Source organism: Winogradskyella sediminis (assembly GCF_003387355.1).
GTDB lineage: Bacteria > Bacteroidota > Bacteroidia > Flavobacteriales > Flavobacteriaceae > Winogradskyella > Winogradskyella sediminis.
In genome coordinates this window covers 645,420-672,258 of the sequence record NZ_QUNH01000002.1, presented here as the reverse complement: position 1 = coordinate 672,258, position 26,839 = coordinate 645,420, and the positions used below count along the sequence as shown (strand labels likewise).

The following is a 26,839-nucleotide window of genomic DNA, read 5'->3' as shown; positions in this document are numbered from 1 at the left end:
AAGAGATGTCTTAATTTGCCACTTCGCTCATAAATTTTATACGATACAAGCGCAATTCTTCATCATCATAATCTCCATCAAACTCCTCTATAGCATCATCTATTTTATCACTTTCAGATTCCATAAAATATTCATGGATTTCTTCCTGTTGATCTTCGTCTAAAATCTCATCAATCCAATAATCAATATTCAATTTGGTACCAGAAAATACAATAGCCTCCATTTCCTTTATAAACTTAGGCATATCCATACCTTTAGAAGAGGCAATATCATCTAGTGGCAATTTCCTGTCTACATTCTGAATAATATATAATTTAATAGCAGAATTAGTACCCGTTGATTTTACAACCATATCTTCAGGCCGCAGAATATCATTATCGGCTACATAATCGGCTATTAACCCTACAAAATCTTTACCGTATTTTTTAGCTTTACTTTCACCTACTCCATGGACATTAGTGAGTTCTTCTATAGTAATTGGGTACTTTAAAGACATATCTTCTAATGATGGGTCTTGAAAAATCACAAAAGGAGGCACGCCCAATTTCTTGGCATTACGTTTACGTAAATCTTTAAGCATTCCCATTAATTTTTCGTCGGCAACAGCTCCTCCTCCTTTGGCATTAGTTACAATACCATCGTTAGAGTCCTCATCAAACACATGGTCTTCAGCCATCATAAACGAGGTTGGATTGGCTATAAAATCTTCTCCATCTTTACTTAATCGTAACACACCGTAAGTTTCGATATCTTTCTTTAAATAACGCGCCACCAAAACTTGGCGTACCAATGCCATCCAATATCTGGCATCTTTATGCTTACCAATACCAAAAAAGTCTTGTAAATCTGTTTTATGAGAAGAAATCAAGGCATTAGAGTTTCCTACAAGTACTTGTACTAAATCCTTTGCTTTATATTTTTCATTGGTTTTTTTAACCGTTTCTAAAAGGATTTTCACATCATCTTGAGCCTCAACTTGCTTTTTAGGGAACCTCACATTATCATCCATATCGCCACCTTCACCGGTTTCGTTGTCAAATTCTTCACCAAAATAATGGAGAATAAATTTTCGTCTCGATATAGAAGTTTCAGAAAAAGCCACGACTTCTTGTAATAAGGCATGCCCTATTTCTTGTTCGGCCACAGGTTTTCCTGCCATAAATTTTTCAAGTTTTTCTATATCCTTGTAGGCATAATATGCTAAACAATGACCTTCACCTCCATCTCGACCAGCACGCCCCGTTTCTTGGTAGTAACTTTCAATACTTTTAGGAATATCATGGTGAATAACGAAACGCACATCGGGTTTATCAATTCCCATCCCGAAAGCAATAGTAGCGACCACCACATCGGTATCTTCCATTAAGAACATATCCTGATGTTTTACTCTGGTTTTAGCATCTAAACCGGCATGATATGGCACTGCTTTTATACCATTAACCTGAAGTACTTGTGCCAAACCTTCCACACGCTTTCTACTTAAACAATATATAATACCCGATTTTCCTTCATTTTGCTTTACAAAACGAATAATATCTGCATCTACATTTTTAGTTTTAGGACGCACTTCATAATATAAGTTAGGTCTATTAAACGAGGCTTTAAATGTTACCGCATTTGGCATCCCTAAACTCTTCAAAATATCTTCTTGAACCTTTGGAGTGGCCGTTGCGGTAAGTCCAATAATTGGAATATCGTCGCCAATTCGCTTAATTATGGTCTTAAGATTTCTATATTCTGGTCTAAAATCGTGTCCCCATTCACTAATACAATGGGCTTCATCAACAGCCATAAAAGAAATTTTGACAGTTCTTAAAAAGTCTACATATTCTTCTTTTGTTAATGATTCTGGAGCGACATATAGCAATTTTGTAATGCCGTTAGTGATGTCATCTTTAACACGTTTTACTTCAGTTTTATTTAAAGACGAATTTAGAACGTGTGCCACACCTTCATGCTCAGACACGGCCCTTATGGCATCTACTTGGTTCTTCATCAACGCAATAAGTGGAGATACTACAATAGCAGTACCTTCAGCTATAAGCGCTGGTAGTTGATAACATAAAGATTTTCCACCACCAGTTGGCATAATAACAAAAGTGTTATTGCCAGCTACGACGTTCTTTATTACTTCTTCTTGAAGGCCTTTGAATTCTGAAAATCCAAAGTACTTTTTTAATGCGGAGTGTAAGTCAATTTCTGCAATACTCATTAATCCCTATTGGTATTTTATATACATTTGCAACAAGTTTAAAGATAACAAAATCTTTAAATCTAGAAAACTCAATAAAAAATAAGTTTTGAACACTAAGCAAACCATTTTAAAAACTGCAATATCCACTATAAAATTAGAGAGCAAAGCCATAGAAAATCTGTCGGAATTACTGACCGATGATTTTGCCGATGCGGTAGAATTAATATACAATTCTAAGGGTCGTGTAATCATCACCGGAATTGGCAAAAGTGCCATTATTGCTAACAAAATCGTAGCAACTTTAAATTCTACTGGCACACCAGCCGTTTTTATGCACGCTGCAGATGCCATCCATGGAGACCTTGGTTTAATACTTGAAGACGACGTTGTAATTTGTATTTCTAAAAGTGGAAATACGCCTGAAATAAAAGTTTTAGTCCCACTTATTAAGAATGCAAATAATAAAATGATTGCTATTACAGGCAATATTGAGTCGTTTTTAGGGCAACAAGCCGATTATATTTTAAATGCTTACGTCGCACAAGAAGCGTGTCCTAATAATTTAGCTCCTACAACGAGCACGACGGCACAATTAGTGATGGGAGATGCTTTGGCAGTTTGTTTATTAGAATTGAAAGGATTTTCGAGTAAAGATTTTGCTAAATACCATCCTGGTGGAGCACTAGGAAAACGCCTCTACTTAAGAGTTAACGACTTGTCCTCTCAAAACCAGAAACCACAAGTAGGATTAGAGACTTCTCTAAAGGAAGTTATTGTAGAAATTTCTGAAAAAATGTTGGGTGTCACTGCGGTTTTAGAAAATGAACAAATAGTAGGTATTATTACAGATGGAGACTTAAGACGTATGTTGAGCAAAAGTGATGATATTACAGGCCTTAAAGCTAAAGATATTATGAGTCTAAATCCGAGACGAATTTCTGAAGAGGCCATGGCTGTTGATGCCAAGGAAGTCATGGAAGCATATGGCATATCGCAATTACTCGTAGAACATGATGGTAAATACTCTGGTGTTGTTCATCTTCACGATTTAATAAAAGAAGGCATTATATAATGGCGAAAAAGAATGTAGATGAGATGTCTTTTTTAGACCATCTCGAAGAATTAAGATGGCATTTAGTTAGAGCTGTAGTAAGCATTTTTGTCGCTGCTGTTTTAGCTTTTATCTTTAAAGATTTTATAGTTGGAATTATTATGGCGCCAAAGCATATGGATTTTCCAACTTATGTAGTGCTCTGTGAAATGTCTAAATTTTTTGGCATGGACATGTCATTCTGCGCTAACGAATTACCTTTTGTAATTGAGGTAAGATCGGTTGGTGGTCAGTTCTCTGCTCATATCTGGACGTCTATTTATGCAGGTATGGTCATCGCATTCCCCTATGTTTTATATCAATTATGGAGTTTTATTAGTCCTGGATTACAAACGCACGAACGTCGAAGCTCTAGAGGATTTATTATCATTGCTTCGTTTCTGTTCTTTTTAGGTGTAGCTTTCGGATATTATGTTATTACTCCACTATCCTTAAACTTCTTAACCAACTATACCTTTGCGGATGAAGTCTCCAATGCCTTTGATTTAAGTTCTTATAATTCTATTGTAAGATCATCATCTCTAGCCGCTGGTTTTGTTTTTGAGTTACCAATACTCATTTACTTTTTAACTAAAATCGGGTTAGTAACTCCACAATTTTTAAGAAAATATAGAAAATATGCTTTAGTCATAGTACTTATTTTATCTGCTGTAATCACACCACCAGATATTGCAAGCCAGGTGATTGTAGCCATACCTATATTATTGTTATACCAAATAAGCATTTATATTTCGGCTTTAGTTATTAGAAGACAAAAGCGAAGAGCTGCAAAAGCAAATAAAAAATCAATAAGTTAAGTCCTAAATTATGTCTGATATTGTAAAGGAATTCAATGACTATCGTGCTAAAATGAATACTAAAATCTTAGCCGATAATAATAAAGTTGTAAAACGTATTTTTAATCTTGATACTAATGCCTTTAAAGAAGGAGCGTTAGATAAAAAGACTAAAGAACTTTTAGGATTAGTTGCATCTACCGTTTTGCGTTGCGACGATTGTGTAAAATACCATTTAGAAGCCTCTTATAATGAAGGTTTAACCAAAGAAGAAATTAGTGAAGCCCTTGGCATAGCTACCTTAGTTGGTGGTACTATTGTTATTCCGCATTTGCGTCGTGCACACGAGTATTGGGAAGAAATAGAAGCACACCACTCACAAGGTTAAACTTTTAATAAATGATCGCTAAAGCGAATAGAATCTATATGATTTTATTAAATTTAACGTTCTTAAAATATATATGAAGTTACGAGCAGAACATTTAATGAAGTCCTACAACGGACGAAAAGTAGTAAAAGATATCTCATTGGAAGTCAACCAAGGAGAAATCGTTGGATTATTGGGTCCTAATGGAGCCGGTAAAACAACCTCTTTTTACATGATTGTTGGTATTATAAAACCTAATGGAGGTAATATCTATTTAGATGACACCAACATTACCAAATACCCAATGTATAAACGCGCTCAAAATGGTATTGGTTACTTAGCTCAAGAAGCCTCTGTTTTTAGAAAACTAAGTATAGAAGATAATATTTTAAGTGTTTTACAACTTACAAAACTAAGTAAGAAAGAACAACATCATAAAATGGAATCGCTTATTGAAGAATTTGGTTTAGGCCATATTAGAACCAATAGAGGTGATTTACTTTCTGGTGGTGAACGACGTAGAACCGAAATTGCTAGAGCATTAGCAACCGATCCTAACTTTATATTACTAGATGAACCCTTTGCAGGAGTTGACCCTGTGGCCGTAGAAGACATTCAACGAATCATCGCTAAATTGACCAAAAAAAATATTGGAATTCTTATTACCGACCATAATGTACAAGAAACCCTTGCTATTACGGACAGAACTTATTTAATGTTTGAAGGTGGTATTCTAAAAGCTGGTAAACCTGAAGAGTTGGCTGATGATAAAATGGTTCGTAAGGTTTATTTAGGTCAGAATTTTGAGTTGCGTAAAAAGAAGCTAGAATTTTAAAACGTTTATCTTCTTATTTCTCTTTATTCTTTCTATAGCATAATAAATTGAGTAGTGAATTTTAAGTAAGGTATGCTATTATCGAGTTTCAAACATTAGACATTATATATCTTTGGATGCTTCTTTACCCATTGAAGAGAAGAGTTCCGTTTAAAACAAATAATTCTTTTATGAATTAAGTGGTCTTTCCTGTATAAATAAAAATCAACTTACATATAACTCATTTAGTGTTTACTTTTTTTCTGAGGCAATAAAAATTTCACTCCATTAACTAAAAGTAAACAAACAGCACCAGCAGCCAATCCTACTATAAAGTCTCTTAAAATAGAAGGAATTTGCTCTAAGAAATGATGCATAAACTCTATATTATGAACAAAAATTCCGCCTGCTACCAACAGCAAAGCGATAGTACCAATTACCGATAAACTTTTAATAAGCTTTGGCAATGCCCAAACTAAAAACGTCCCAATTGAAAATAAAACACCTTTATTCCCTTTGCTTTTACCAATGAGTTTTAGACCAAGATCATCCATACGTACAATCATAGCCACTATACCATAAACACCGACTGTAGCAATTAAAGCCACAATAGAAACCACTATAATTTGAGTAATCAATGGTTCTTCAACAACTGACCCCAAAGCTATAATAACAATTTCTACAGATAAAATAAAATCCGTAACAATCGCAGATTTAATCTTTGTTTTCTCTAAGTCAACTAATTCTTCATCAGAATAATCTTTTTTAAGGGCAACAGTAGCTTCTTTTTCATGAGGCACAAAAAATTCGTAAATCTTCTCAGCGCCCTCGTATGCTAAATATAAACCTCCTAATACTAATATTACAATGACTGCCCAAGGTACAAAGGCACTTAACAAAAACGCTAAAGGCAGTATAATAAGCTTATTTAGCATAGAGCCTTTGGTAATAGCCCACAACACAGGGATTTCTCTAGAAGATACAAATCCAGATGCTTTTTCTGCATTAACGGCTAAATCATCTCCTAAAATACCAGCTGTTTTCTTAGTTGTAATTTTAGTCATAGCAGCAACATCGTCCATTATGGTTGCTATATCATCGAGTAATGCAAAAAATCCTGAAGCCATTAATTGTTGTTGTTTGTATTAAATTTTAGACTGTGTTACTAAAGAAAGTAGAATATATAAAATTATAACTAATGGAATTGCTGCAAAGTGAAGCACAATTAAAAGTACCATACTAAGTAAGATAAAAATATAACGCACGGCATTATCTTTAAATCCCCAATTTTTAAATTTTAAAGCAAATAATTTAATGTTAGAATTTAACAGATAACAACTTAAAAGCGTTAACCCAATTAAAAACCATTTATTATAAATCATAGCATTTATTATGTCATTATTCTGAAATTCTATAATCAGTGGTAATGATAATATTACTAAAGTATTGGCTGGGACTGGCAAGCCTTTAAAATAACTTTGCTGATCTTCGTCTATATTAAATTTAGCTAAACGATATGCAGAGGCTAAAGTGATAAACAGCCCAATTAAAGGTAAAATTGGCAATTTAAATGCTTCCCAATGAAAAACAGAATTCCAACTATCAGAATTCATACCAAGCTTTGGAGAATTAGTCGCTTCAGAAATTAGCTGAAACATAACAATACCTGGCACAACTCCACTCGTTACCAAATCTGCAAGAGAATCTAATTGAATTCCCAAAGGACTTTGAACATTTAGTTTCCGAGCTAAAAGGCCATCAAAAAAATCAAAAAACACTCCTAAAAACACAAAAAGAGCCGCTATGATAAAATTACCATTAACAGCAAATATCACAGCAATACTGCCCGATAATAAATTGAGAAGGGTTATAATATTTGGAATGTGTCTTTTAAAACTCATGAATGTATTTTTTGTAAAAATATAAAAGTATTTGGGTCTAATCTCATAATATTTTCAAATTACACGAAAAGAAAACAATAAGAACCGACTTATAGAGTTAAATAGATAGAAAAATATTATGCATCTTTGTAAAAAAATTTTGCTATTGAAACGTTTCTTTGTAATTGTTTTAACACTTGCTACACTTACCATTTCTGCACAAACGACACGTAAGTATTCAAATGAATTTATGAATATTGGCGTTGATGCTGCGGCATTAGGTATGAGCAATGCTGTGGTATCACAAACTGCTGATGTAAACTCTGGCTATTGGAATCCTGCAGGTTTAGTGCACTTAGAAGATAATGAGCTGGCGTTAATGCATTCTAGTTATTTTGCGAATATTGCAAACTACAATTATATTGCCTACGCTATGCCTTTAGACAATACTAGTGCTATTGGTTTGTCGCTTATAAGATTTGGTGTAGATGATATTTTAGATACAACGCAGTTAATTGATGACCAAGGCAATATTAATTACGATAGAATAAGTACATTCTCTACAGCAGATTACGGTTTAACATTCTCTTACGCTAGAAAGTTACCTTTAGATGGTTTAAATTTTGGAGTGAATGCCAAAATTATACGACGAATTATAGGTGATTTTGCTTCTTCTTGGGGTTTTGGTTTCGATGCAGGAATCCAATTTGAAAGCAAAAACAATTGGAAGTTTGGAATAATGGCCAGAGATATTACAACCACATATAATGCCTGGTCAATTGATGAAGAAAAATTTGAAGACATTAGCGGAGCCGTTGATGGTGAAAATCAAGAATTACCAGAAACCACAGAAATTACAATCCCGAAATTACAAATTGGAATGTCTAAAAAGTGGATTTTCAATTATGATTATGCATTATTAGCTGCTGCAAATCTCAATATGCGTTTTGCCGAAAATAATGATATTATATCTACCTCTTTTGCGAGTATAAACCCAGCATTAGGTTTTGAGTTTGGGTATACAGACTTAGTGTTTCTGAGAGCTGGAGTTGGTAATTTTCAAAATGAAACTCAAATTGACAACTCAGAACAATTGACGTTTCAACCTAATTTTGGTGTCGGTTTTAAATATAGAGGCATTTATATTGATTATGCATTTACGGATATTGGAGACCAAAGTGCTGCCCTCTACTCCAATGTATTTTCATTAAAAATAGACTTTAGCGTCTTTAGATAGTACAACATATGAAATTAAGGTTACTTTCATTTATTTTCCTAATTACGTTTACTTCGACATTTGCTCAGCAATTTCAACTTTCTGAAAATGCAAAAATATCAGTGCTTACCATAGGACCTGGTGCATATTTAAATGATGCGTTTGGACATAATGCTTTTAGGATAAAAGACGCAAACCGAGGTATAGATGTAGTGTATGGTTACGGGGAATACGATTTTGATGCTCCTAATTTCTATTTAAAATTCGCACAAGGAAAGCTAAACTACCTTATTAGCAGACATAATTTCGATCGTTTTTATTATGCTTACACTAGCGCTAACCGCACAATACAAGAGCAGGTTCTAAATCTTTCAAATAAAGAAAAGCAAGACTTATTTAACTATTTAGAAAATAACTATAAACCAGAAAACCGACGCTATTTATACGATTTTTTCTATGATAATTGTGCAACTAGAATTAGAGATGTAACGCAATTAAATACAACGAAAAAGATAACTTTTATTCAACCAGATGTCATAGAGCCTAAAACATTTAGGGATCTTATACATGAGCATGTAGGCCTAAATACTTGGGGTAGTTTTGGTATTGACATAGCGCTTGGTGCTGTTATTGACAAACAAGCATCTTCTTCTGAATATATGTTTTTACCCAAATACATTCATGATTTTTTTGAGACGGCACAAAAAAATGCTTCGGAAAAATTAGTAACTAAATCGACTGTTTTATATCAGAAAAAGGAAAATAATTCAGATGCACTTATTTTATTTAGTCCGTTGATTATCGTTGGACTGTTAAGCATTATTATAATGTATATAACTTATAAGGATTATAAAAACAACACACGAAGTAAATGGTTAGACCTTTTTCTATTCGGTATTACAGGATTCATCGGTGTGCTCATCTTGTTTTTATGGTTTGGAACAGACCATTCGGCAACCGCTCATAATTACAACTTATTGTGGGCTTTTCCATTAAATAGTATTGTATTTATATTGCTATTAAAACCAATGTTTAAAAATAGGATAATACGTTTCCTCAAATTTTTAGTTATTATGCTCGCACTCCTAGTATTTCACTGGATTGGTGGTATTCAAGTGTTCACAATAGCATTGATACCGTTACTCATAGCACTGGTCATAAGATACCTTTTCTTAATAAAATGGTTTAATAAAGATTCAAGCCATTAAACCTCTGACTTTAGCATTAAGAGAAAAGTAGACATGTTTTCGCTAATGGATCTCATTTACAAAAACACTTTTTAAACCCAACCTAATACCTCATACCTAACACCTAACCCTACTGCCCTCTGTAATAAAGTATTGTACTCAAGGTCTTAATAAAAATGTTAAAATCTAAAAACACACTGCGGTGTTTGATATAAAACAAGTCGTACTGAAGTTTAGTTAAGCTATCATCTACAGAAGAACCGTAGCGTGTTTTAACTTGAGCCCAACCAGTTAAGCCAGGATTTATCATATGTCTAGTTTCGTAAAACGGAATAATTCGAGCTAACTCGTTTACAAAGAAAGGACGTTCAGGACGCGGTCCTATAACACTCATTTCACCTTTTAAAACATTATAAAATTGTGGAATTTCATCGAGGCGAGAACGTCTAAGAAACATACCAAAAGCAGTAATCCTTGAGTCATTTTTTTTCGCCCATTTAACACCTTCAGCTTCGGCATTAACCACCATGCTTCTTAGTTTTAAAATATTAAAAGGCACTCCATTTTTACCCACGCGCTCTTGTGTATAAAATAAAGGGCCTTTATTTCCAATTGAGTTACCAATGAGTATAAACGGCAATAATAGTATTCCGAATAATAAACCGATAATAGCAAAAATAATATCGAAGGCACGCTGTATAAATATGTACAACTTATTCTCATTACTGCGACTGAAAGGAAAATACTTATAGAAATCTTTTCCTACAAATTGAATGGGCACTTTATGTAGTAATTCTTCATAAACCTGAGTATAATCCCTTATTTTAAAACCACGCTCTAATAATGTAATTAAATCGTGATAAACTTCGGACATTATCGCTTCCGAATTAAAACTAGCCACTAAGATTTCAGAAATTTTTTCCTTTTTAATGGTCTCTAAAAAGTCGTTAGCCTCAAACTCTGGAAGCCCTTTATATTTTATGGCCTCAACTGAAGAAGCTTCACTATTAATAAAACCTACAATTTTATAATTAGGATCTGAGGTATTTAAAGCTTTTACTAAACCTTCAATATTAGATATTTCACCAACTAAGAGAACGCGTTTATAAAATCTCGGAGACTCTATTAAATTAACATAAATCAGTCTCCATAATAAAATAGACAGAATGATTGCTAAATATAGGTACAGTATCTGCATGCGCTCATTGGGCAGTACTGGTGATAAAATGGGAGTCAATAAATAAAATAGCACCACTGTGGAAGCGGTTAAAATGACATTTTTAAAGGTACTATCAAAACGACTCGCTTTTTGAAGATCATAGAGTTCAAAAATAGTTCCAAATAGCATCACGTAAATGCCTAACAGCAGTATAGCTACACTATTTTCAATACGCATTTCGATATATTCAAAATGAAAAAATAGACTTAAAATATAGACGCCTAAGAATACCATTAGTAAATCTAGAACCCTAAGAAGAATCTTACGTTCTGAAATTTCGAAATGAATGCCTTTTTTTTTCGTCATTTTAAGAGTAAATAGTGCCGTAAATATAAGAAGTTCAAACGATTTTTGTGATTTAATTATACAAAAGACATAATAAGTTATAGAGACCTAGGCTTGATGTATTAAAAATAATATTCTAGCTTACTTCCACGTCACTTAATACATTGTGCCATCGCTCTTTTAAAAGCATCCAATCAAATTGTTCTACTTTCTTACGTGCATTAACTACCATTTTTTCAGTGGCTTTCGGGTGAGAATATATTTTTTTAATAGCATCTACAAACGCTTTTGAATTATTTGGAGGTACCAAAATACCATCAACGCCATCTTCAATAAGAAATGGCATTCCTCCAACATTCGTAGACACTATAGGCAAGCCTATAGCCATGGCTTCAATGACACTAACTGGCATATTATCAAAATTTGTAGTATTTATGAAAACATTATAACTTTTGGCAAGATGAATCCATTCCGGTTTTTTTAATTTCCCGGGTATATTAACTGCAACATCTAATGATTTAGCACGTTCCATAACTTTAGCTAGTGAACCGTCACTATCAGGACCTACCATGCATAAACTAGTGTTATAACCTTGTTGTTGCAGTTCATACAGTATATCTATAGCCAAGCATGGGTTATAAATTTTATTAAAGGAACGTAGCCAAAACAAATTAATGTCTGTGATTGGTCGGATCTTAAAGTTATAATTACCTAAATTCAAGGCATTTGGTATATATATAACATCTGCATATCCATAATTACAAAAAGCCTCCTTCAAATATAATGAAGGTGAAATTAATGCCTGAGCTTGCTTAAAAGTTCTCTTACATAACTTAGGATTTTTCTGTAATCGTGAAGGTAAATTTCCACCATTAAGATTTAAAATATAAGGTATACGTAAAATTTGACATAATTGCGCTACTAGTACTGCATAGTAAAAGTTACTAGTGCTATAAGTATCAATGATAACTTTATCAACGCTTTTTCTATATTTTAAACATGTATATAACATATTTAACAATCTTAAAACTTTATAATTCTGGCTAGAGCTATACAACATGTCATACCCTTCACCCTCTAACTGTTTACCTACCACTTGAATAGACGAAGGATTAGTTTTATTATTGTGTAAGTTGTTTCCTATGTATAGTATTTTTTTTCTTAACATTTGTAATATCTAATAAGGCTAATGCATAAAACAGTGAAGGAGCAGCTATCCGCATAGCGGAATGGTTAATGGTCGCAAACCAGAAACACAAAAAGGCATAAAAAAAGTAACTTCTAGAGTTGGTTGCGCGGTACACCAGAGGTTTTATAATTAATATCAGTAATATCATAATCCCAAACATGCCATGTTCTCCTAACAAACGACCTACCTCATTATGCGTCGGCAAATGTTCACCCGTTTCTTTAACACGAATATCTTTAGTTCTACTGGCCCCAATACCAAATATAGGATCTTGTAAAAACCCATCCATTTCCTGCATAAACAGCTCCCCTCTTCCTGTGCTAACATCTCCTTTTTCTCGGCCTAAAGAATCCTCATTCGCATAACGTTTATCTAACATACCACTAGTTTGAACTGAGGCTAACATCCATGTAAAACCTATAGCTAATAAAAACACAATGGTAGAACCAATAATTTGATTTTTAACCTTATAATTAGATTTCAAAAATAAAATCCCTAAAAATGCTAAGACACAAATAATCGCGGCAAACACTCCTCCACGACTAAACGTAACAATCGCGCGAAAACTAATAGCTGCAAAAATCCCAATATTTAAAATTCTTAAAAAGAAACTTGGTGATTGCATATAAATACGCACCACCATCACTAACATGCCCATCCCTAAAGCCGTAGATACTTGGTTGGGTCCAAACCCACCTGACGTAGCTGAATTAGACGCCGTATTCGATATCGTTTCTCTTATTGAGGGGTTGTACAAAAACAAATATACCGTCATAGAGATAATCGGTAAAACTAAATATTGCAACACCTTTAAGATTTGCTGTTGAGTTAATTTTTTATCATAGCAAAATAATGCAGCTATACCCAGGGTTACAGGACCTGCAAGTACAAACGTTACATTTGTTCTAAAATTAGCATCATAAGTCAAGGTTATAGAAGCAACTATAACTGCAGGAACTAATAATATAAGGTATAAAAAATACGGATAAGCTTTACCTGAAACGCCTTTATAAAATATCCCCATGAGCATCAATAATAATACAAAGTACTTGCCTGTTTCATAAAAAAAATAGCCTTTCGTCATCCGTAAAAAGACTTCGCCTCCTGCAATGTAGGCACATCCTAACAACACATACATCGTTTTATCTTTATTGGCTCTGGTAATAATGTGCCACAAAAAATAAAATAATACTCCTAAAAAATAAACACGTGCTATAACTTCAAAGAAATAAATAGCCACACCTAATAATACATGTCCAATCAGAAGTGGTATAAAGTTATCATCATATCGTTTATGTTTTATAGCTACGCCCATGTTCTTAATTTAAAATAGCCTGTTCGATATGATCATTATAGTATGTAAACGTAAATCGCTTTACAACCTCCTGCCCATTAGATACTAACCGTAAATAATCAGGTTTAGACAGATTTACTAAATCAATAATACAGGCGCTAAGCGTATCTGTATTCATATCTAACAATTCAAAACCAGTCTCATTAGTTTTAATATATTGTCCAATAGAAGATATGTTTGAAACGATTGGGATACACCCAAAATTCATCGCCTCTGCCAATACTTTCGGAAAGCCTTCTGATGCCGTAGTTGGCATTAAAAAGCCATGACACTTTTTATAAATTTCAAAAACAGAGGGACGTGCCAAGAACCCATGAAACTTAAAGTGTACTCCACTTAATGCTGCTAGTGACTCAAAATCTTGTCGTTCAAGTCCATCCCCAACAAGATGAATAGTACCTAGCTTTGCTTTATCTTCAAGTTGTAATGCGGTTACTGCCTCGATAATACGTCTAACTCCTTTTGGGGTTTCTAATCTCCCAACATAACAGAGGTTAATTGGTTGTACTAATCGTTTTTCGGTCATAATGGCTTTGCCTAAGTCCAAATCCGCTTTAGTTAAACAAGGATTTTCAAAAGTTTCGCAATGTTGTGGTTGGTCGTCCCAAGATCCATTAATGGTAACGGTTCGCGATTGTCTCTTCAAAAACCAACGCTGAAAAGCATAGCCTAAGGGAGCTGATGATTGTTGCCAATTCCCTGCATATTTAAACCAGCCAGGTGTTTTTATAAACCAAGTTAAATAAGGTATTAAATAGACCCCAATTCCCGTTGGCGTTCGCAATTGAAAATAATCCGAAGTGTTAACAAAATGCCGAACTAATTGTATGGTTTTTGGAGCCGATGTTATTATTTTTAATTTATTCCTTAAACCAGCACCACCAACAGTCGGAATATTAACAAATCTTATCTTTGAACTCGTATAGGGTAATGCACTTGCAGGTGGTTCACCAGGGTATAGCATGCCTAAATGAACGACCTCTTCAAAAACACCTGTAAGATGATTAATTTCAGTAACCGTAGGCCCCCAACCAACTATAGTACCATCACTCTTTTGATAGTGCTCGGTGTGAGAAATGATTACTAATTTCATAAGTGTTCTTTAGTGTTTTAAATAAAAAAATATACCGTTCTACTTTTTATGATTTTAGTATTTCAAATATGTATAACGGTTGATACTATAAAATTGGCTTCAAAAATAAGAAGTTATCACTGATAACCAAGGTGTCAGATACATTTTAAAATCGCTAAATATTTAAATAACATCTTTATACAGTTTAATCTATTTAGAATTTATAATGGAGTGTTCAATTTCTATAATATATTTTTTAATTATAACATCCCATTCGTGTTGATTTGCCCATATTTTCGACATTTCGGAGTACTTAGATTTTGAGCATAATAAACGGTTTAAGGCGGCTTCAACAGCAACTTCATCCCCTAAGGTAACCAAAAATCCAGATTCACCTTCTTTTATGGCATCTTCAATACCACAACCTTTTGCTCCTATAGTCGGAATCCCCAAAGCATTCGCTTCCAACAAGGCAATGCCAAATCCTTCAACATCTCCCGTGGTGGTTACTGTACTTAACATCACAAAAACGTCACTAGCCTCTAACGCCGATTTTAAAACAGCATTATTGACGCGACCATGAAAAACAACATGATTTGCAACTCCTAACTGTTCCGCTAACAAAACACATGCTTTTTGCTCTGTTGGCAAACCGATACAGTGGTAGGCTATATCGGGATAACGCTTTACTAATTTTGGTAAAAGTTTAATCACTTCGTGTTGTCCTTTTCGTTCACTGACATGGCCTACTGTAATCAATTTTGGAGTCCCTTTTAACGCTTTGCCCATAGTCGTTTCAATGTTCCACTTATTCGGATTAAAACCATTAGGAATAACCACCGTTTTTTTCTGAATTGATGTAGGAATTAATGATTTTGTAAATTGTGAAACAGCTATAATCTTATCAAATTGTTGCAAAGACTTGTTAATACTATATTTTAATAATGAATTAGAAAAGTTAACTTCAGACCCATGTATTACTGCCAAACTTGTGCACGATGCTCCTCGACTTAAAAGAGCAACACTCCACAACGAAAATTTTCCTGAAGCAATAACCAAGTCTGCTGAAGTAATTGCCTTTCTTAAAAATCTCAGCCTCCTATTATACATCTTAAAGCGAGGAGTACTTATAGTAACACGTAACATCTTAAAAGGTAAAGACGCATCAAAATCAGCTTCTTCCTTCCCATCTAAAGAGCGTTGATCCGCAATGACAGTAACATCATAACTCTCCCTACTTAAATGAAGTGCCATATTATAAGCATGATCTCCAATACCACCAGGTTGGGGCGGAAACTCCGAAGTAACTATTAAAATCTTTTTAGTCAATCTATTTTATTTATATACTATTATACGTTTACAAAATGCTACAAACCTCCAAACCCTCATCCCTAATCCCTACTACCTACTCCTCTAACTTAGCAATCAAAGCCCCTTTTCTTAATTTCTTATTAGCCAAACGCCAAGATTTTAGCACCTGAAAGACCACCATAGGCAAAATAAATATGGAGACCATACCTCCTAAAAGCATCATCGGTTTAGAGCCCTTAAACCGGTACGGCATTATCGATAATGGCACTGTTCGCAACATAGACCAGCGCGCTGCAGAATTCCCCCAATACCGTCTAAAGTAGTACAATACACTAGGTACTGGACGTGGTTCAAATAACGAATTTGTTCTAAAAGCATCCCAACTGCCCATATCTCGTAAACCTCCACTTCCCACTTTTAAATGTAAGCGTTTGGCATAGGGATGCGAAATATTTAAGTAGCCTGCTAAATACGACCGTAAACCAAATTCACCATCACCCATGCGTTGTTTTTCAAATTGCCTATCGAAGAGACCAATTGCTTCAAAAACATCCTTTTTTAACAAAACATTTCCCGTATCTAATTGATCACTAATTTTAAAATAAGCATAATGTGCTGGTGTAGGAGCTCCTACTTCAGAAATAGAAACTCCCGAAGACAAATCTGCCTTAAAAAAATCTAAGCCTTTTAAGTGTTCACTAATCCAATTTTTATCGACACGGCTATCGTCATCAAACAATAGGATATACTCGCCTTTTGCCATTTTTACGGCCCGATTTCTAGCTAACCATAAGGCTTTTTCTTCTTGATGCACAACCTGAAGCTCTAATTGAAAATCAGTATAAAACTCAGCTCGAAATGGCAGGGATTGATCAATAATAATAACCTCAAAATGCGTGTAAGCTTGGTGCTCCAAATCATGTAATACGTCCTTTAAATACGGATAACGATTTAAAGTAGGGATAATCACACTCACTAAGGGCTTCTTTTTTATCAATTCGGATTCAAAAGTAGCATACACTTCATTTACTAGTGGCATTTTCAAATAAGTACTTCGTGAAACCTTACGAGTCTTCCACCATCCGAGAACCTCTGTTATAGGGTTATAAAAACTTAAAAGTCTAATAACTAAAACATAAAAGACCCAAAATGAACTAAAATATTTTCGAGCAAATCTATAATTATCTATTACGGGTAAATCCTCAAATTGAGTATAAGTTTCACACAGCCCAATATAACCACACTGCACCGCTTGCCATGACAAATCGTAAGACCGAGCCAATACACTAAAATAACCTGTATCTACATCCAACTGAGACACTACAGAATCCGGTAATTCATCTCCTTTTGGAAACATTGAGCGGCCATCGGTTCGAAATAACTGAAAATAATGCGTGGGCTGTAAATATTTAAGAAAGATAAATAACACGTATCGTTGTTTATTAAGGTTCTAAAAATAATAACATTATTTATCTTATAGGCTTATATAAGCTATAATGTACAAAATTATACTATCACTTATTAAGCAAGTCTAAAAATCGCTGTACAATCTCATTCATCGAGAAATTATTAGCATACAGACTTTGATAATATTTCGCTGTTTTTTTGTCTCTTAAAGCTGTTTCTAATTTGTACTTTAAATCAGTAACATCATAGGGATTAAAAACTAAAGAGGACACATCCTCTTTTATATAATGTAAAGCACCAAAACGTGAAGATACTAATGTAGTACTCCCCATTGCTAATGCTTCAATAAAAACCAAACCAAAAGCTTCATTAAAGCTAGGTAAAATAATAACGTCCATTTTATTATAAAAATCAACCATTTCTGATTTTGACAAAGTCCCTAATAACATTATTTGTCTCTCATAAGTAGCATAAAGCTCATGAGTTTCTATTATACGTTCAGTAGAAGAACCTGCAAATACCAATACTATATTTTTAGCTTTCAATACAGAAAGTAATTCTATAAGTAAGCCTTGATTTTTATCAGGATGGATGCGTCCAGGGCAACCTAAATAAAGTTTCCCTTTCTCCTTTACTAATTCTATAGACTTTACATCAACTATATTAACGGTCGTAGTAAAAGGTAAGTTATACACCTTATTTTTAGTCTGTTTATAGCTGTTGGTAACCTCATCTTTTAATTCTTTTGAATTAGTAATAATACAAGATGCCAAATCCATAAACTTAGACTTAATATAAATATTAGAAGCTTTAAAATTCATTTGACTTTTAAGCGTATGAAACCATATTATATTATGAGAAACACTTAACAACTTTGAAGCCAACACAGCAGGGTTCACATAACTAAAATTAGAAATCACAACATCTGGCTTTTCTTTTTTAAGCACTTTATAGATAGTAATATAATTAGAAAACTTGTTCCTTTTCTTAAAAATTTTAATTTCAAAACGACTATTTATAGCACGGGAAGCAGTAACACCTTTCAACGAAACAATAACAACCTCGTGCCCACTACTTGAAAGTTGTTTTCCAAACTCCACAAAGAAATCAGATAAATAACTTTTATTATAAGTATTTAAAATTATTATTTTCACAAGTTATAATCTTTTAAGGCTTCGTTTTAATGAGTTGATTTATTTTTAAATAATTAGAACGAACCCGTAAATAATGTCTTATTTTTTTTACATATGCTGTTAATAAATTATCGTCATAGGAGGTTCCAAAACCTCCACTTACACCACTTATACTTAGAGGAATTCTAAACTGTTTATACACTCCACTTTCTCCAAGATAGGCTAGACATGAATCCCATACTGCTTCTTCAAATGAATATTTTAAATCAATTGATATTCCTGCTTGTTTTAAATACAACCAAAAATCTTTAGTAAAAATAAAACAACGTGAATCCATCCGTTTCGTCTTATAAATATTACAATTAAGTAGTTTTTTTTGACGTCTATTAATTAGCAAAAAATTATTAGTCAATTTATTAATATTTAAAACTTTTAACCGACCCGTTACTTTAATAATAGCACTTGTTTTTTTTATAAATATTGAATTATCAAATGCATAATTAATAATCTCTAATTCTTTTGCCCCTTTACCTTTATCAGGTATATCTGGCAAAGCCGTAAAAGTTAAAAATTCTACTCTTTTTTTATAAGTTTCAAACTTTTTAGCCAATGAAACACCTGAATTTTCAACAAAAATAATTTTTAAATCAGTTTCTTTCAAATAATAAGAAATTGCTTCAACATATTGGTTTTTACGCTCTTCTGGTTGTTTTAAAACTAAAGTTTCAAAACTATTCGGATAAATAGTACCTGTCATCAGTATTACTATATCTTTTGCTTTACATGTCATTATTTTAAATTTCTTCTTAATATTAAATAACCATATACAAAATTCAACGGTATTATAAAGAATAGCATTTCCAATCGTTTTATTCTACAATATCCATAAACACCTTAGAAAATGCTTCACTAGCAACTTGTCTTCCTTTACCATTAACATGAATATCATCATAAAATAAATCACTATTTTTAATAAGATTACTATGATTAATAAACAAATAATCTTTAGAATAGACGTCTATAGGTTGACTTTCTGTTGGTGAAAGATAACATATCAATTTAATTTGATATGCATCACATAATAACTTTATCTTTTTTAAATAATCTGATTCAAAACTTACAACAATGGCCTCCTTTTTTTTAACTTTAGTCATTCTGTTTTTATGTGTTGGATAACTATAATTTCCGAGGTCATCAAAACGATTCCTTTTATGAGGTTTTATAGCGCTTATTAACGAAGGATAAAAAAGCTCCGTATTATAATACGAAAGGCCTAGAAATGGAAACCATTTTGAATAATAAAGCCGCTTAGCAGTGTCACTTTTAAAATGACTATAATGATCCAAAACATAGTCTCGGTTAATGTACATTAAAAACCGATAGTCATTATTACTTAGAGGCGTCTGGCTTACATTATAACTCATATTACTCGGCGCTATAATACAATATTTTAAGGTTTTGCCTTCTGCTATAAAATGCTTTAACATAAGATAATGACTTGCTAAGTTTGTATCGTCCATTGAAAGATTTACCCCTTGTAAATTCGTAATTGAATCGATTAACTTTGAATCTAAAGTCGTTAACCCTGTACTCGCACCTAAAATAACATAGTCATAATTATCACGCTTTAAGCCATTGACCAAAAAATTAGGTTTATAAAAAGTTGATTGCCTTAGAATATACAAACTAAAGAAAGAAACTAATTGAGTAACAACCAATAACAAAACCAAAAGCACACTCGTTTTTTTAATAAACTTTTTCATAGTTAAAATTGAAAGTATATAAAATCCTGAGGGTTTTTAAAAGTGCCCATAAACACTATAATTATCATAACCCCTAAAGCTGTTGTAAAAGATAACCTTACCTCTTCATGACCTTTTTTGGCATTAAGAAATTCCATGATTAATAGAATTAATATGCCTGTAAAACTGATAACACTAAACAATAAAGACTTGGAGCTGTTATAAAATAAATCCAACGAAAACACATCTAAATTATAAAACAAAGACCCCAAATATGCGTTGGCTATGTCAACCGTATCAGACCTAAAATAAATCCATGCTATAGTTACCATTATAAAAGTTAGTAGCATAAAAGGAATTTGAGCACTTGTCATCTTTGTTTTCACCAAATATTTTTTATGTGCATTAAATAATATTAATGGCAAGAATAATATGGCGTGTATACCACCCCAAATAACATAGGTCCAATTTGCCCCATGCCACAAACCACTAACTAAAAAAATAATAAAAACATTCCGTATTTGTTCACCCTTAGAACCTCTAGACCCTCCGAATGGAATATACAAATAATCCCGAAACCAATTTGATAATGAAATATGCCAACGTCGCCAAAACTCAGCTATATCTCTTGAAAAATAGGGAAACCTAAAATTAGTAAGTAATTTAAGACCAAATAATCGAGAAGTCCCTATAGCAATATCTGAATAACCAGAAAAATCACCATAAATTTGAAACCCAAATAACACTGCTCCCAAAAACAACTCTAAAGATGAAAATTGCCCTGGCGTATTAAAAATTTGGTTGACAAAAAACGCACAATTATCTGCAATAACCACTTTTTTAAACAAGCCCCAAATTACAAGATATACACCATCCATAGCTTCTGCATACTTAAACACTCTTTTTTGTCTAAACTGTGGCAACAAATTGGTAGCACGCTCTATAGGTCCTGCCACCAATTGAGGAAAAAAGCTTACAAAAGCTGCAAACTCAATAAAATTCGAGGTCGGCTCTAATTTTTTCCGATAAACATCAATGGTATAACTAAGCGTTTGAAATGTATAAAAACTGATACCTACAGGTAAAATAATATCTAATGTATTAGCTTGAATTGTCTGACCAAAAAACCTAAAAACATCAACAAAACTATCTGCAAAAAAATTATAATACTTAAAAAAGCCTAGCAAACCTAAATTTATTGAAATACTAATCCCCAATAGTAATTTCCTTTTTTTTTGAACATCAGTCCTCAATAGCAGTCGGCCTATACCAAAATCTACTATAGTACTAAATAATATCAATGCTAAAAACCGATAATCCCACCAGCCATAAAACACATAACTAGCAACGACAACCAAAACATTTTGTCTAGCAACGGTTTTATTACAAACAAACCAATATAAAAAAAAGACGATGGGTAAGAAGATTGCAAAATCTAATGAGTTAAAAATCACGCTAATCTATTATTTTGTAGAATCATTAATTCACGTTTTAATATTAATATTTAGTCTTATAGAACTCCACAAATTTAGCCCGTTGTTGTTCTAATGTAAATTGGTGTTGAACACGTGCCTTTGCTTGTTTAGAAAATTGACTTTTAACAGTAGCATCTAGCGCTATAACAGATTCTAGAGTTTTTGCTAATAATTTGGGCTGTCGCTTTGGCACCACCCAACCTGTTTCGCCATCAATAATATTTTCTGGCAAGCCTCCTCCATCTGACACAACACATAATTTCCCTAAAGCCTGAGCTTCTAATACCGCATTACAAAAGCCTTCTGAATGACTATATTGTAAATACACCTCGGCTTGCTCAATATATTTAAATACTGAATCATGTGATTGCTGTCCAAGTAACGTTACATGATTTTGCAGCCCTAATTGGTGTATCGTAAACTTTATAGCTTCTTCTTCAGGTCCTATGCCTATAATTTGATAATGGAAATTATCACTTGTAGTTTTCAAAAGGGATAACGCCTCCAAAATATCCAAGTACCCTTTCATCCAATGCAAACGACCTACAGTTATAATTTTGGTAGTCTTAGATGCATTCCTTTGTTCTGTATTAACCCACTTAACAGCGGGAGTAATAATCGTTGAAGCAACAGTCTCGGGTAGTCCATGATAATACCCTTGATTCAACGTGTATTTAGAAATCGCATGCACTTTATCTACGTTTTGCCACAATGTCGCATAACAATTAGGATGTTTCATGGGGTAAACATCAATATCAAACCCTCTTAAACTCACTGCCATTTTTGCACCTATGGCTTTAGCCACATGCTCGCGCTGTAATACCAAAGTCGCAAATCCAAAATGCAGCCAGTCCACGTTTGACTTCAATAAATTGGCATTGATATAGATATTCTTTAGAATTTGGGTGTTTTCACGTTGATGTTCCTGTTCTAAGCGCACAAACCGTATCACTCGCCTGGCATAAGGCATTAATCTTAATAACACCCAAAATAAAGCAAATAATTGAAACAATGTATTTTTATACACTTTAGGTAACTTATATACTTTACAAGTTTTAAATGTCGAGTCAGTTTTCTGAACATATAAGCTCACCCGATACCCTGAGGCTTGCAAACCTTTAATTTTTGACTTAAAAAAGGTCTCGGAATAGCCTGGTGGTTGCGATAATATAAGGCCTATATGCATACTATTTTTTATATTTTTCTAAAGCCAATTGATAAAATTCAATTTCATCTTTTAGTTTGCTTAACGCATGGTGCTTTTCTTCTTCTGAGATATGTATAGCAATCTTCCCAAAATTTCGCTCATTTTTAACTTGTAATGGTAATCCTAAACTGGCCTCCAAATCACTAATCGCATAACTAAAATTATCTTGAAAATAAACACGATCCACTTTGGAGATATTAGATAAAGCATCATTAACATCTAATGTTTTACTAAAAGTATACAATTGATTAGTAAGATATTTATCGCTGAGTACGTCTACGAAGTCTTTAAATGATTTTCCTAACAAATGGCTTTGAGCTTTTAAAACATAATATGAGGTATCTAAATTATACCCTGTTTGTTCATCAACTTGTTCTACCCAAGTGTAATATTTATATAATGACACTAATCGACTATAAGGCTCTCGTAGTACGGTAAAGGTAAAGGTATTTGGTTTTAAATTTAATTCCCATTGCGCAAAATGTGCACTAGCATATAAGTAATGTCCGGCTTCAATAAGCTCTTTATTAAAGCATACAAATGAATATTTTTTTGATAATACTAATGGCTCTCTTCCTATTTTTTTTAAAGTTAAATCACCTAAATTCCAAAAGGCGCTATTCACAGAGGTACCTGCAGATTTACGAATATGAATATGATAAACACGATCAATGCCTTCAGGTAAATACTTTGAATTATTATAATACCTGCTCGCTAAAAAATATTTAATTTTCCGATGATACTTTTTATAAGTATAGCTATTGATTATTTTAGAAATCATTTTAATATCGATTTATAAAATTGCTCTCTATCATTAATAAATTTAGACAAATTATATTTTTCATGAATTAACGCTACTAATTTGTTCTTATATATAGGGCGATTCGCCATAAAGTATTCGATCTTTTGTTTTAGGTCTTCAGTATGAGAAGGCTTAAATAAAAGCTCGGGAAAATCTTGAAGAATATCTTTTATCCCAGAAATATTGGCGCCGATTACCGGTATTCCCATGGCCATAGCCTCTAACGGAGCCACTGGCATACCTTCTCGTCTGCCTTCATCTTTAGTTGGGATAACAAAAACATCTGCTAAAGCAATATAGGGTTTAACATCTAACTGTTTACCGACAAAAACAAAACGATGACTTCCATATTTTTGCATTAATCCTTTGGCATAATCACTCTCATTATGTCCTACTATCAATACTTTGATAGAAGAGCTTGAGCTTATTTGATTTACGGCTTCAAGTAATAATTCTATGCCTTTAACTGGCACCATGTTCACCACACTGACAATAACAAAATCCAGCTCTTGAATTCCCAATTGCTTTTTTAAACTAACATCTGCTTTTAAAGGCTTATAAATTTCAGTATCAACCCCTAAAGGCAATTGAACAACCTTTGTTTTCATATTATAGAAAAACTCAGTCATCATATCTGTATTAATCGCTATGACCTTTGTACTGAGATACGTCCGTATTTTCCACGCTTTATTTCCCCATCCCATCGCTTTTTTTGTGTATACGTAAGGTATACCTGCTAGTCTCGCGGCTAAAGGCTCAGAAAAATCAGAGGTATAATGCCAAGAATGTATCAAATCAAACTGCTGTGTTTTAAAAAAGCGTGCGATCTTAAAAACTCTAAAAACAAAGGTAGTTATAGGTTTATACGTTGCTTCAAATTTGAAAACATGAATAGGAACACCTAAGGCTTCGACTTCTGAATAGAAAGCACCTCTGGTATGAAATACACAAATTTCAGGAGCAAACTTTGTCTTATCCAACCCCTTTACCAAATCATAAACAACCTTACCACTTCCAGCTCTATCAAAATTGGGTATAGTATATAAAATTTTTATTTTCTTACTCATACAATCACCTAAATCCTATAAAGTCTTTATTATTTTTGCAGGATTACCTGCTATGACACAATTTGAAGGAAAAGATTTTACAACAACCGATCCTGCTCCAATAACAACATTATCGCCTATTTCTATATCTCCTATGATAACAACTTGTGCACCTACCGTAACGTTATTACCTATAACAGGTAAGTATGAATTATCATTAGACTTATTGCCTATTGTTAGGCCATTTCTAAATTCAAAATTTCGACCAATAGATTTGGCATTAATTACCGAAGCGTACGGGTGAAAGCAAAATAAACCTCCCTTAATATTAGTGCTTTTAAATATTTTAAAGTTATAATCTTTAGAAAACATTTTTAACCACTTCGTTTTTGAAACACCTATTCTCCAAAAGAAAATAACAGCAAACTCAGGGTAATATAACATTAAGTGATTAAACTTTGTTTTTATTGAAGTGTCCTTAGCGGTGCATCCTCGTTTTAAAAAACTGGTCTCAATATCTTCATGTATTAATCTATTATGCTCTACATACTTGTTATACATATGACGCAACTGTATTTTTTTATAGAGGATGAAAAAGAATCGTTTTGAAAAAATAAGTCTCAATTTATGCATGCCTCTTGTTTAAGTGTTGATGTACGGCAAAAACTAAAAACATATTCATGGCATGAGATTTCTCGACAGTATAACCACTTTTAAAAGCGTTGTAACACTGATCTACTATAGACTTAGAAATCCAAGAATTAAATTCAGTGTTATATACATACGCTTCTAATTTCTTTTGATTATCATCTCCTAAAAATTGCAATTCCCAATTGCGTTCTATATACTTCTTTCCTAAAACTTCCTGAAAAACTCTTTCCAATTTATTAATCGTACGATAAGGCAAATTATAAGGTGTTTTATTTTTTGGATAGGTATAAAGATTAAATGGCCTTTGCTCTTGCCAAGTAATTTTTGCAAGCTTAGGAGCGCGCTTTTTTATATACCCAATTTGCAACTGACGTTTGGCCAAAAAGCTTTCAGGAACCGTACATATAAATTCGCACATACGTTTATCGTAATATGGTAAAGTTACAGGATGTTTACTAGCAAACACGGCTAAATTTACAGAGGTCCAACGTGGTGCCCAATACATACTTTTAAAAGCACGAATACGTGCATTAGCATTATTAGGAATTTTTATAGCAGAAAGTAGTGAAGTAATGCGCGTTTCAAAATAAGCGTCAAAATCTCCTGCTAAATTCCAATAACTCCAAAGTTGGTTCGCTAATGCTCTACCTCCTTTTTTAATCAGTTTTTTTTGAAGCACCTTAACCTGATCTTTCAATGGCAAATCGTCTCTAACTCCCATATCATCAAACAACACATCTCCCCAATGCCCTAATGAAAACACCTCACCCATAGTCTCAAACTCGTCAACTATGGCCATTTGTCGTGGTGCCGTAAAATCAGATTCACAACGATTCAATGTCGCTAAATCCTCTAACACATCCCATAAATAACCTTTAGGAATGGTATAGGCTGTAAAGTCGAAATCACAAACTTCAGCAATAGATTTTGCAATTTCAGTTTCTTTATAGCCTCCTTGAAAATCGTAACTATAACTAGTCACCGATGCTTTTAAATGTTGTAACGCTGCGGCTTGTGTTCTGCTATCTAAACCACCAGACAAAGGTAAAATCACTTTTTTTCCAACCGTTTGTTCTTCTATAATAGATTCGAACAGTGTTGTAAAGTCTTGTAAAGTCGCGTCGAAATCACGGGTTTTATCGGGTGTATAATGCCATTCGAACCAAGGAATACTTTCCAAGAGATAACCATCATCTGAAATGGTATGTTGACATCCAGGTCGCAACACAACCTCATCTTTCCAATAGGTATCTGTATCTAAAAAAAAACCAATCGCTGCAAAAACACAAATAGCCTCTAAATGCAATTCATGTGGTGCGTTTACCTTAGCATATGTGGGTACAATAGGAATTATTGGTGTGGTGATTGTTTTCATAGTCTAATAGCACGACGAATATAATA

24 protein-coding genes are annotated in these 26,839 nt (G+C 33.3%); 6 read left to right on the top strand and 18 right to left on the bottom strand.

Features of this window, described 5'->3' with window-relative positions; genetic code table 11:
- Window positions 1-10: 10 nt before the first annotated feature.
- The gene (locus tag C8N41_RS10310) at window positions 11-2,212 is read right to left on the bottom strand and encodes a RecQ family ATP-dependent DNA helicase (protein ID WP_115839199.1); all 2,202 of its coding nucleotides are present in this window, start codon (window positions 2,210-2,212) and stop codon (window positions 11-13) included.
- Window positions 2,213-2,300: 88 nt separating this feature from the next.
- Between C8N41_RS10310 and C8N41_RS10305 the strand changes: the two genes are divergently transcribed.
- The 4 genes from C8N41_RS10305 (at window position 2,301) to lptB (ending at window position 5,283) form a co-directional block, all read left to right on the top strand.
- Complete coding sequence (locus tag C8N41_RS10305; protein WP_115839198.1) at window positions 2,301-3,266, top strand: KpsF/GutQ family sugar-phosphate isomerase; 966 nt, start codon at window positions 2,301-2,303, stop codon at window positions 3,264-3,266.
- Window positions 3,266-4,102 (top strand): twin-arginine translocase subunit TatC, encoded by an 837-nt coding sequence (tatC, locus tag C8N41_RS10300; RefSeq protein WP_115839197.1) that lies wholly within the window; start codon window positions 3,266-3,268, stop codon window positions 4,100-4,102. The genes C8N41_RS10305 and tatC overlap by 1 nt, the downstream gene beginning before the upstream one ends.
- Window positions 4,103-4,112: 10 nt before the next feature.
- Entirely contained in the window at window positions 4,113-4,469 is a 357-nt protein-coding gene (locus tag C8N41_RS10295; protein ID WP_092447076.1) for a carboxymuconolactone decarboxylase family protein, read from the top strand.
- Window positions 4,470-4,542: 73 nt separating this feature from the next.
- The gene (gene lptB / locus C8N41_RS10290) at window positions 4,543-5,283 is read left to right on the top strand and encodes an LPS export ABC transporter ATP-binding protein (protein ID WP_092447075.1); all 741 of its coding nucleotides are present in this window, start codon (window positions 4,543-4,545) and stop codon (window positions 5,281-5,283) included.
- 224 nt (window positions 5,284-5,507) lie between these two features.
- On the opposite strand, the gene C8N41_RS10285 is transcribed toward lptB, so the two are convergent.
- Together C8N41_RS10285 and C8N41_RS10280 are read right to left on the bottom strand one after the other, a co-directional pair.
- Window positions 5,508-6,389, bottom strand: coding sequence for a DUF808 domain-containing protein (locus tag C8N41_RS10285; RefSeq protein WP_115839196.1), 882 nt, complete (start codon window positions 6,387-6,389; stop codon window positions 5,508-5,510).
- A gap of 18 nt (window positions 6,390-6,407) precedes the next feature.
- The gene (locus C8N41_RS10280; protein WP_115839195.1) at window positions 6,408-7,163 is read right to left on the bottom strand and encodes a CDP-alcohol phosphatidyltransferase family protein; all 756 of its coding nucleotides are present in this window, start codon (window positions 7,161-7,163) and stop codon (window positions 6,408-6,410) included.
- Window positions 7,164-7,308: 145 nt separating this feature from the next.
- Between C8N41_RS10280 and C8N41_RS10275 the strand changes: the two genes are divergently transcribed.
- Together C8N41_RS10275 and C8N41_RS10270 are read left to right on the top strand one after the other, a co-directional pair.
- Window positions 7,309-8,379 (top strand): putative type IX sorting system protein PorV2, encoded by a 1,071-nt coding sequence (locus tag C8N41_RS10275; protein ID WP_092447072.1) that lies wholly within the window; start codon window positions 7,309-7,311, stop codon window positions 8,377-8,379.
- Between the two features lie 8 nt (window positions 8,380-8,387).
- Entirely contained in the window at window positions 8,388-9,566 is a 1,179-nt protein-coding gene (locus C8N41_RS10270) for a lipoprotein N-acyltransferase Lnb domain-containing protein (protein ID WP_115839194.1), read from the top strand.
- A gap of 109 nt (window positions 9,567-9,675) precedes the next feature.
- On the opposite strand, the gene C8N41_RS10265 is transcribed toward C8N41_RS10270, so the two are convergent.
- The 15 genes from C8N41_RS10265 to C8N41_RS10195 form a co-directional block, all read right to left on the bottom strand.
- The gene (locus tag C8N41_RS10265) at window positions 9,676-11,070 is read right to left on the bottom strand and encodes an exopolysaccharide biosynthesis polyprenyl glycosylphosphotransferase (protein ID WP_115839193.1); all 1,395 of its coding nucleotides are present in this window, start codon (window positions 11,068-11,070) and stop codon (window positions 9,676-9,678) included.
- Between the two features lie 115 nt (window positions 11,071-11,185).
- A complete protein-coding gene (locus C8N41_RS10260; protein ID WP_115839536.1) occupies window positions 11,186-12,061 on the bottom strand; it encodes a glycosyltransferase family 4 protein in 876 nt (291 codons plus the stop codon).
- A gap of 109 nt (window positions 12,062-12,170) precedes the next feature.
- Window positions 12,171-13,553, bottom strand: coding sequence for an O-antigen ligase family protein (locus C8N41_RS10255; RefSeq protein ID WP_115839192.1), 1,383 nt, complete (start codon window positions 13,551-13,553; stop codon window positions 12,171-12,173).
- A gap of 4 nt (window positions 13,554-13,557) precedes the next feature.
- Entirely contained in the window at window positions 13,558-14,685 is a 1,128-nt protein-coding gene (locus tag C8N41_RS10250) for a glycosyltransferase (RefSeq protein ID WP_115839191.1), read from the bottom strand.
- 189 nt (window positions 14,686-14,874) lie between these two features.
- Window positions 14,875-15,993 (bottom strand): glycosyltransferase family 4 protein, encoded by a 1,119-nt coding sequence (locus C8N41_RS10245; protein ID WP_115839190.1) that lies wholly within the window; start codon window positions 15,991-15,993, stop codon window positions 14,875-14,877.
- A gap of 76 nt (window positions 15,994-16,069) precedes the next feature.
- Entirely contained in the window at window positions 16,070-17,332 is a 1,263-nt protein-coding gene (locus C8N41_RS10240) for a glycosyltransferase family 2 protein (protein WP_249033266.1), read from the bottom strand.
- Window positions 17,333-17,489: 157 nt separating this feature from the next.
- Entirely contained in the window at window positions 17,490-18,536 is a 1,047-nt protein-coding gene (locus C8N41_RS10235; RefSeq protein ID WP_115839188.1) for a glycosyltransferase family 4 protein, read from the bottom strand.
- A 13-nt stretch (window positions 18,537-18,549) separates the two neighbouring features.
- The gene (locus tag C8N41_RS10230; protein WP_115839187.1) at window positions 18,550-19,305 is read right to left on the bottom strand and encodes a hypothetical protein; all 756 of its coding nucleotides are present in this window, start codon (window positions 19,303-19,305) and stop codon (window positions 18,550-18,552) included.
- A 79-nt stretch (window positions 19,306-19,384) separates the two neighbouring features.
- Window positions 19,385-20,278, bottom strand: a complete 894-nt coding sequence (locus C8N41_RS10225; protein ID WP_115839186.1) for a hypothetical protein — start codon at window positions 20,276-20,278, stop codon at window positions 19,385-19,387.
- 2 nt (window positions 20,279-20,280) lie between these two features.
- Window positions 20,281-21,711, bottom strand: coding sequence for an MBOAT family O-acyltransferase (locus tag C8N41_RS10220; protein WP_115839185.1), 1,431 nt, complete (start codon window positions 21,709-21,711; stop codon window positions 20,281-20,283).
- 43 nt (window positions 21,712-21,754) lie between these two features.
- Window positions 21,755-22,918 (bottom strand): glycosyltransferase family 4 protein, encoded by a 1,164-nt coding sequence (locus tag C8N41_RS10215; RefSeq protein WP_115839184.1) that lies wholly within the window; start codon window positions 22,916-22,918, stop codon window positions 21,755-21,757.
- 1 nt (window position 22,919) lies between these two features.
- The gene (locus C8N41_RS10210; protein WP_115839183.1) at window positions 22,920-23,720 is read right to left on the bottom strand and encodes a sulfotransferase family 2 domain-containing protein; all 801 of its coding nucleotides are present in this window, start codon (window positions 23,718-23,720) and stop codon (window positions 22,920-22,922) included.
- Window positions 23,717-24,808 carry a glycosyltransferase gene (locus C8N41_RS10205; RefSeq protein WP_115839182.1) on the bottom strand — a complete coding sequence of 364 codons (1,092 nt, stop codon included), beginning with the start codon at window positions 24,806-24,808 and terminating at the stop codon, window positions 23,717-23,719. The genes C8N41_RS10210 and C8N41_RS10205 overlap by 4 nt, the downstream gene beginning before the upstream one ends.
- A 15-nt stretch (window positions 24,809-24,823) precedes the next feature.
- Window positions 24,824-25,348, bottom strand: coding sequence for a serine acetyltransferase (locus C8N41_RS17230; protein WP_115839181.1), 525 nt, complete (start codon window positions 25,346-25,348; stop codon window positions 24,824-24,826).
- A gap of 64 nt (window positions 25,349-25,412) precedes the next feature.
- Complete coding sequence (locus C8N41_RS10195) at window positions 25,413-26,813, bottom strand: asparagine synthase-related protein (RefSeq protein WP_115839180.1); 1,401 nt, start codon at window positions 26,811-26,813, stop codon at window positions 25,413-25,415.
- Window positions 26,814-26,839: the final 26 nt, after the last annotated feature.

Coding starts and splice junctions, on each gene's coding strand:
- C8N41_RS10270 (WP_115839194.1), top strand. CDS start 8,388: ATGAAATTAAGGTTACTTTCATTTATTTTCCTAATTACGTTTACTTCG.
- C8N41_RS10215 (WP_115839184.1), bottom strand. CDS start 22,918: ATGCATATAGGCCTTATATTATCGCAACCACCAGGCTATTCCGAGACC.
- lptB (WP_092447075.1), top strand. CDS start 4,543: ATGAAGTTACGAGCAGAACATTTAATGAAGTCCTACAACGGACGAAAA.
- C8N41_RS17230 (WP_115839181.1), bottom strand. CDS start 25,348: ATGTATAACAAGTATGTAGAGCATAATAGATTAATACATGAAGATATT.
- C8N41_RS10295 (WP_092447076.1), top strand. CDS start 4,113: ATGTCTGATATTGTAAAGGAATTCAATGACTATCGTGCTAAAATGAAT.
- C8N41_RS10195 (WP_115839180.1), bottom strand. CDS start 26,813: ATGAAAACAATCACCACACCAATAATTCCTATTGTACCCACATATGCT.
- tatC (WP_115839197.1), top strand. CDS start 3,266: ATGGCGAAAAAGAATGTAGATGAGATGTCTTTTTTAGACCATCTCGAA.
- C8N41_RS10250 (WP_115839191.1), bottom strand. CDS start 14,685: ATGAAATTAGTAATCATTTCTCACACCGAGCACTATCAAAAGAGTGAT.
- C8N41_RS10230 (WP_115839187.1), bottom strand. CDS start 19,305: ATGACATGTAAAGCAAAAGATATAGTAATACTGATGACAGGTACTATT.
- C8N41_RS10205 (WP_115839182.1), bottom strand. CDS start 24,808: ATGAGTAAGAAAATAAAAATTTTATATACTATACCCAATTTTGATAGA.
- C8N41_RS10240 (WP_249033266.1), bottom strand. CDS start 17,332: ATGTTTCCAAAAGGAGATGAATTACCGGATTCTGTAGTGTCTCAGTTG.
- C8N41_RS10310 (WP_115839199.1), bottom strand. CDS start 2,212: ATGAGTATTGCAGAAATTGACTTACACTCCGCATTAAAAAAGTACTTT.
- C8N41_RS10285 (WP_115839196.1), bottom strand. CDS start 6,389: ATGGCTTCAGGATTTTTTGCATTACTCGATGATATAGCAACCATAATG.
- C8N41_RS10280 (WP_115839195.1), bottom strand. CDS start 7,163: ATGAGTTTTAAAAGACACATTCCAAATATTATAACCCTTCTCAATTTA.
- C8N41_RS10255 (WP_115839192.1), bottom strand. CDS start 13,553: ATGGGCGTAGCTATAAAACATAAACGATATGATGATAACTTTATACCA.
- C8N41_RS10225 (WP_115839186.1), bottom strand. CDS start 20,278: ATGAAAAAGTTTATTAAAAAAACGAGTGTGCTTTTGGTTTTGTTATTG.
- C8N41_RS10260 (WP_115839536.1), bottom strand. CDS start 12,061: ATGTTATATACATGTTTAAAATATAGAAAAAGCGTTGATAAAGTTATC.
- C8N41_RS10210 (WP_115839183.1), bottom strand. CDS start 23,720: ATGATTTCTAAAATAATCAATAGCTATACTTATAAAAAGTATCATCGG.
- C8N41_RS10265 (WP_115839193.1), bottom strand. CDS start 11,070: ATGACGAAAAAAAAAGGCATTCATTTCGAAATTTCAGAACGTAAGATT.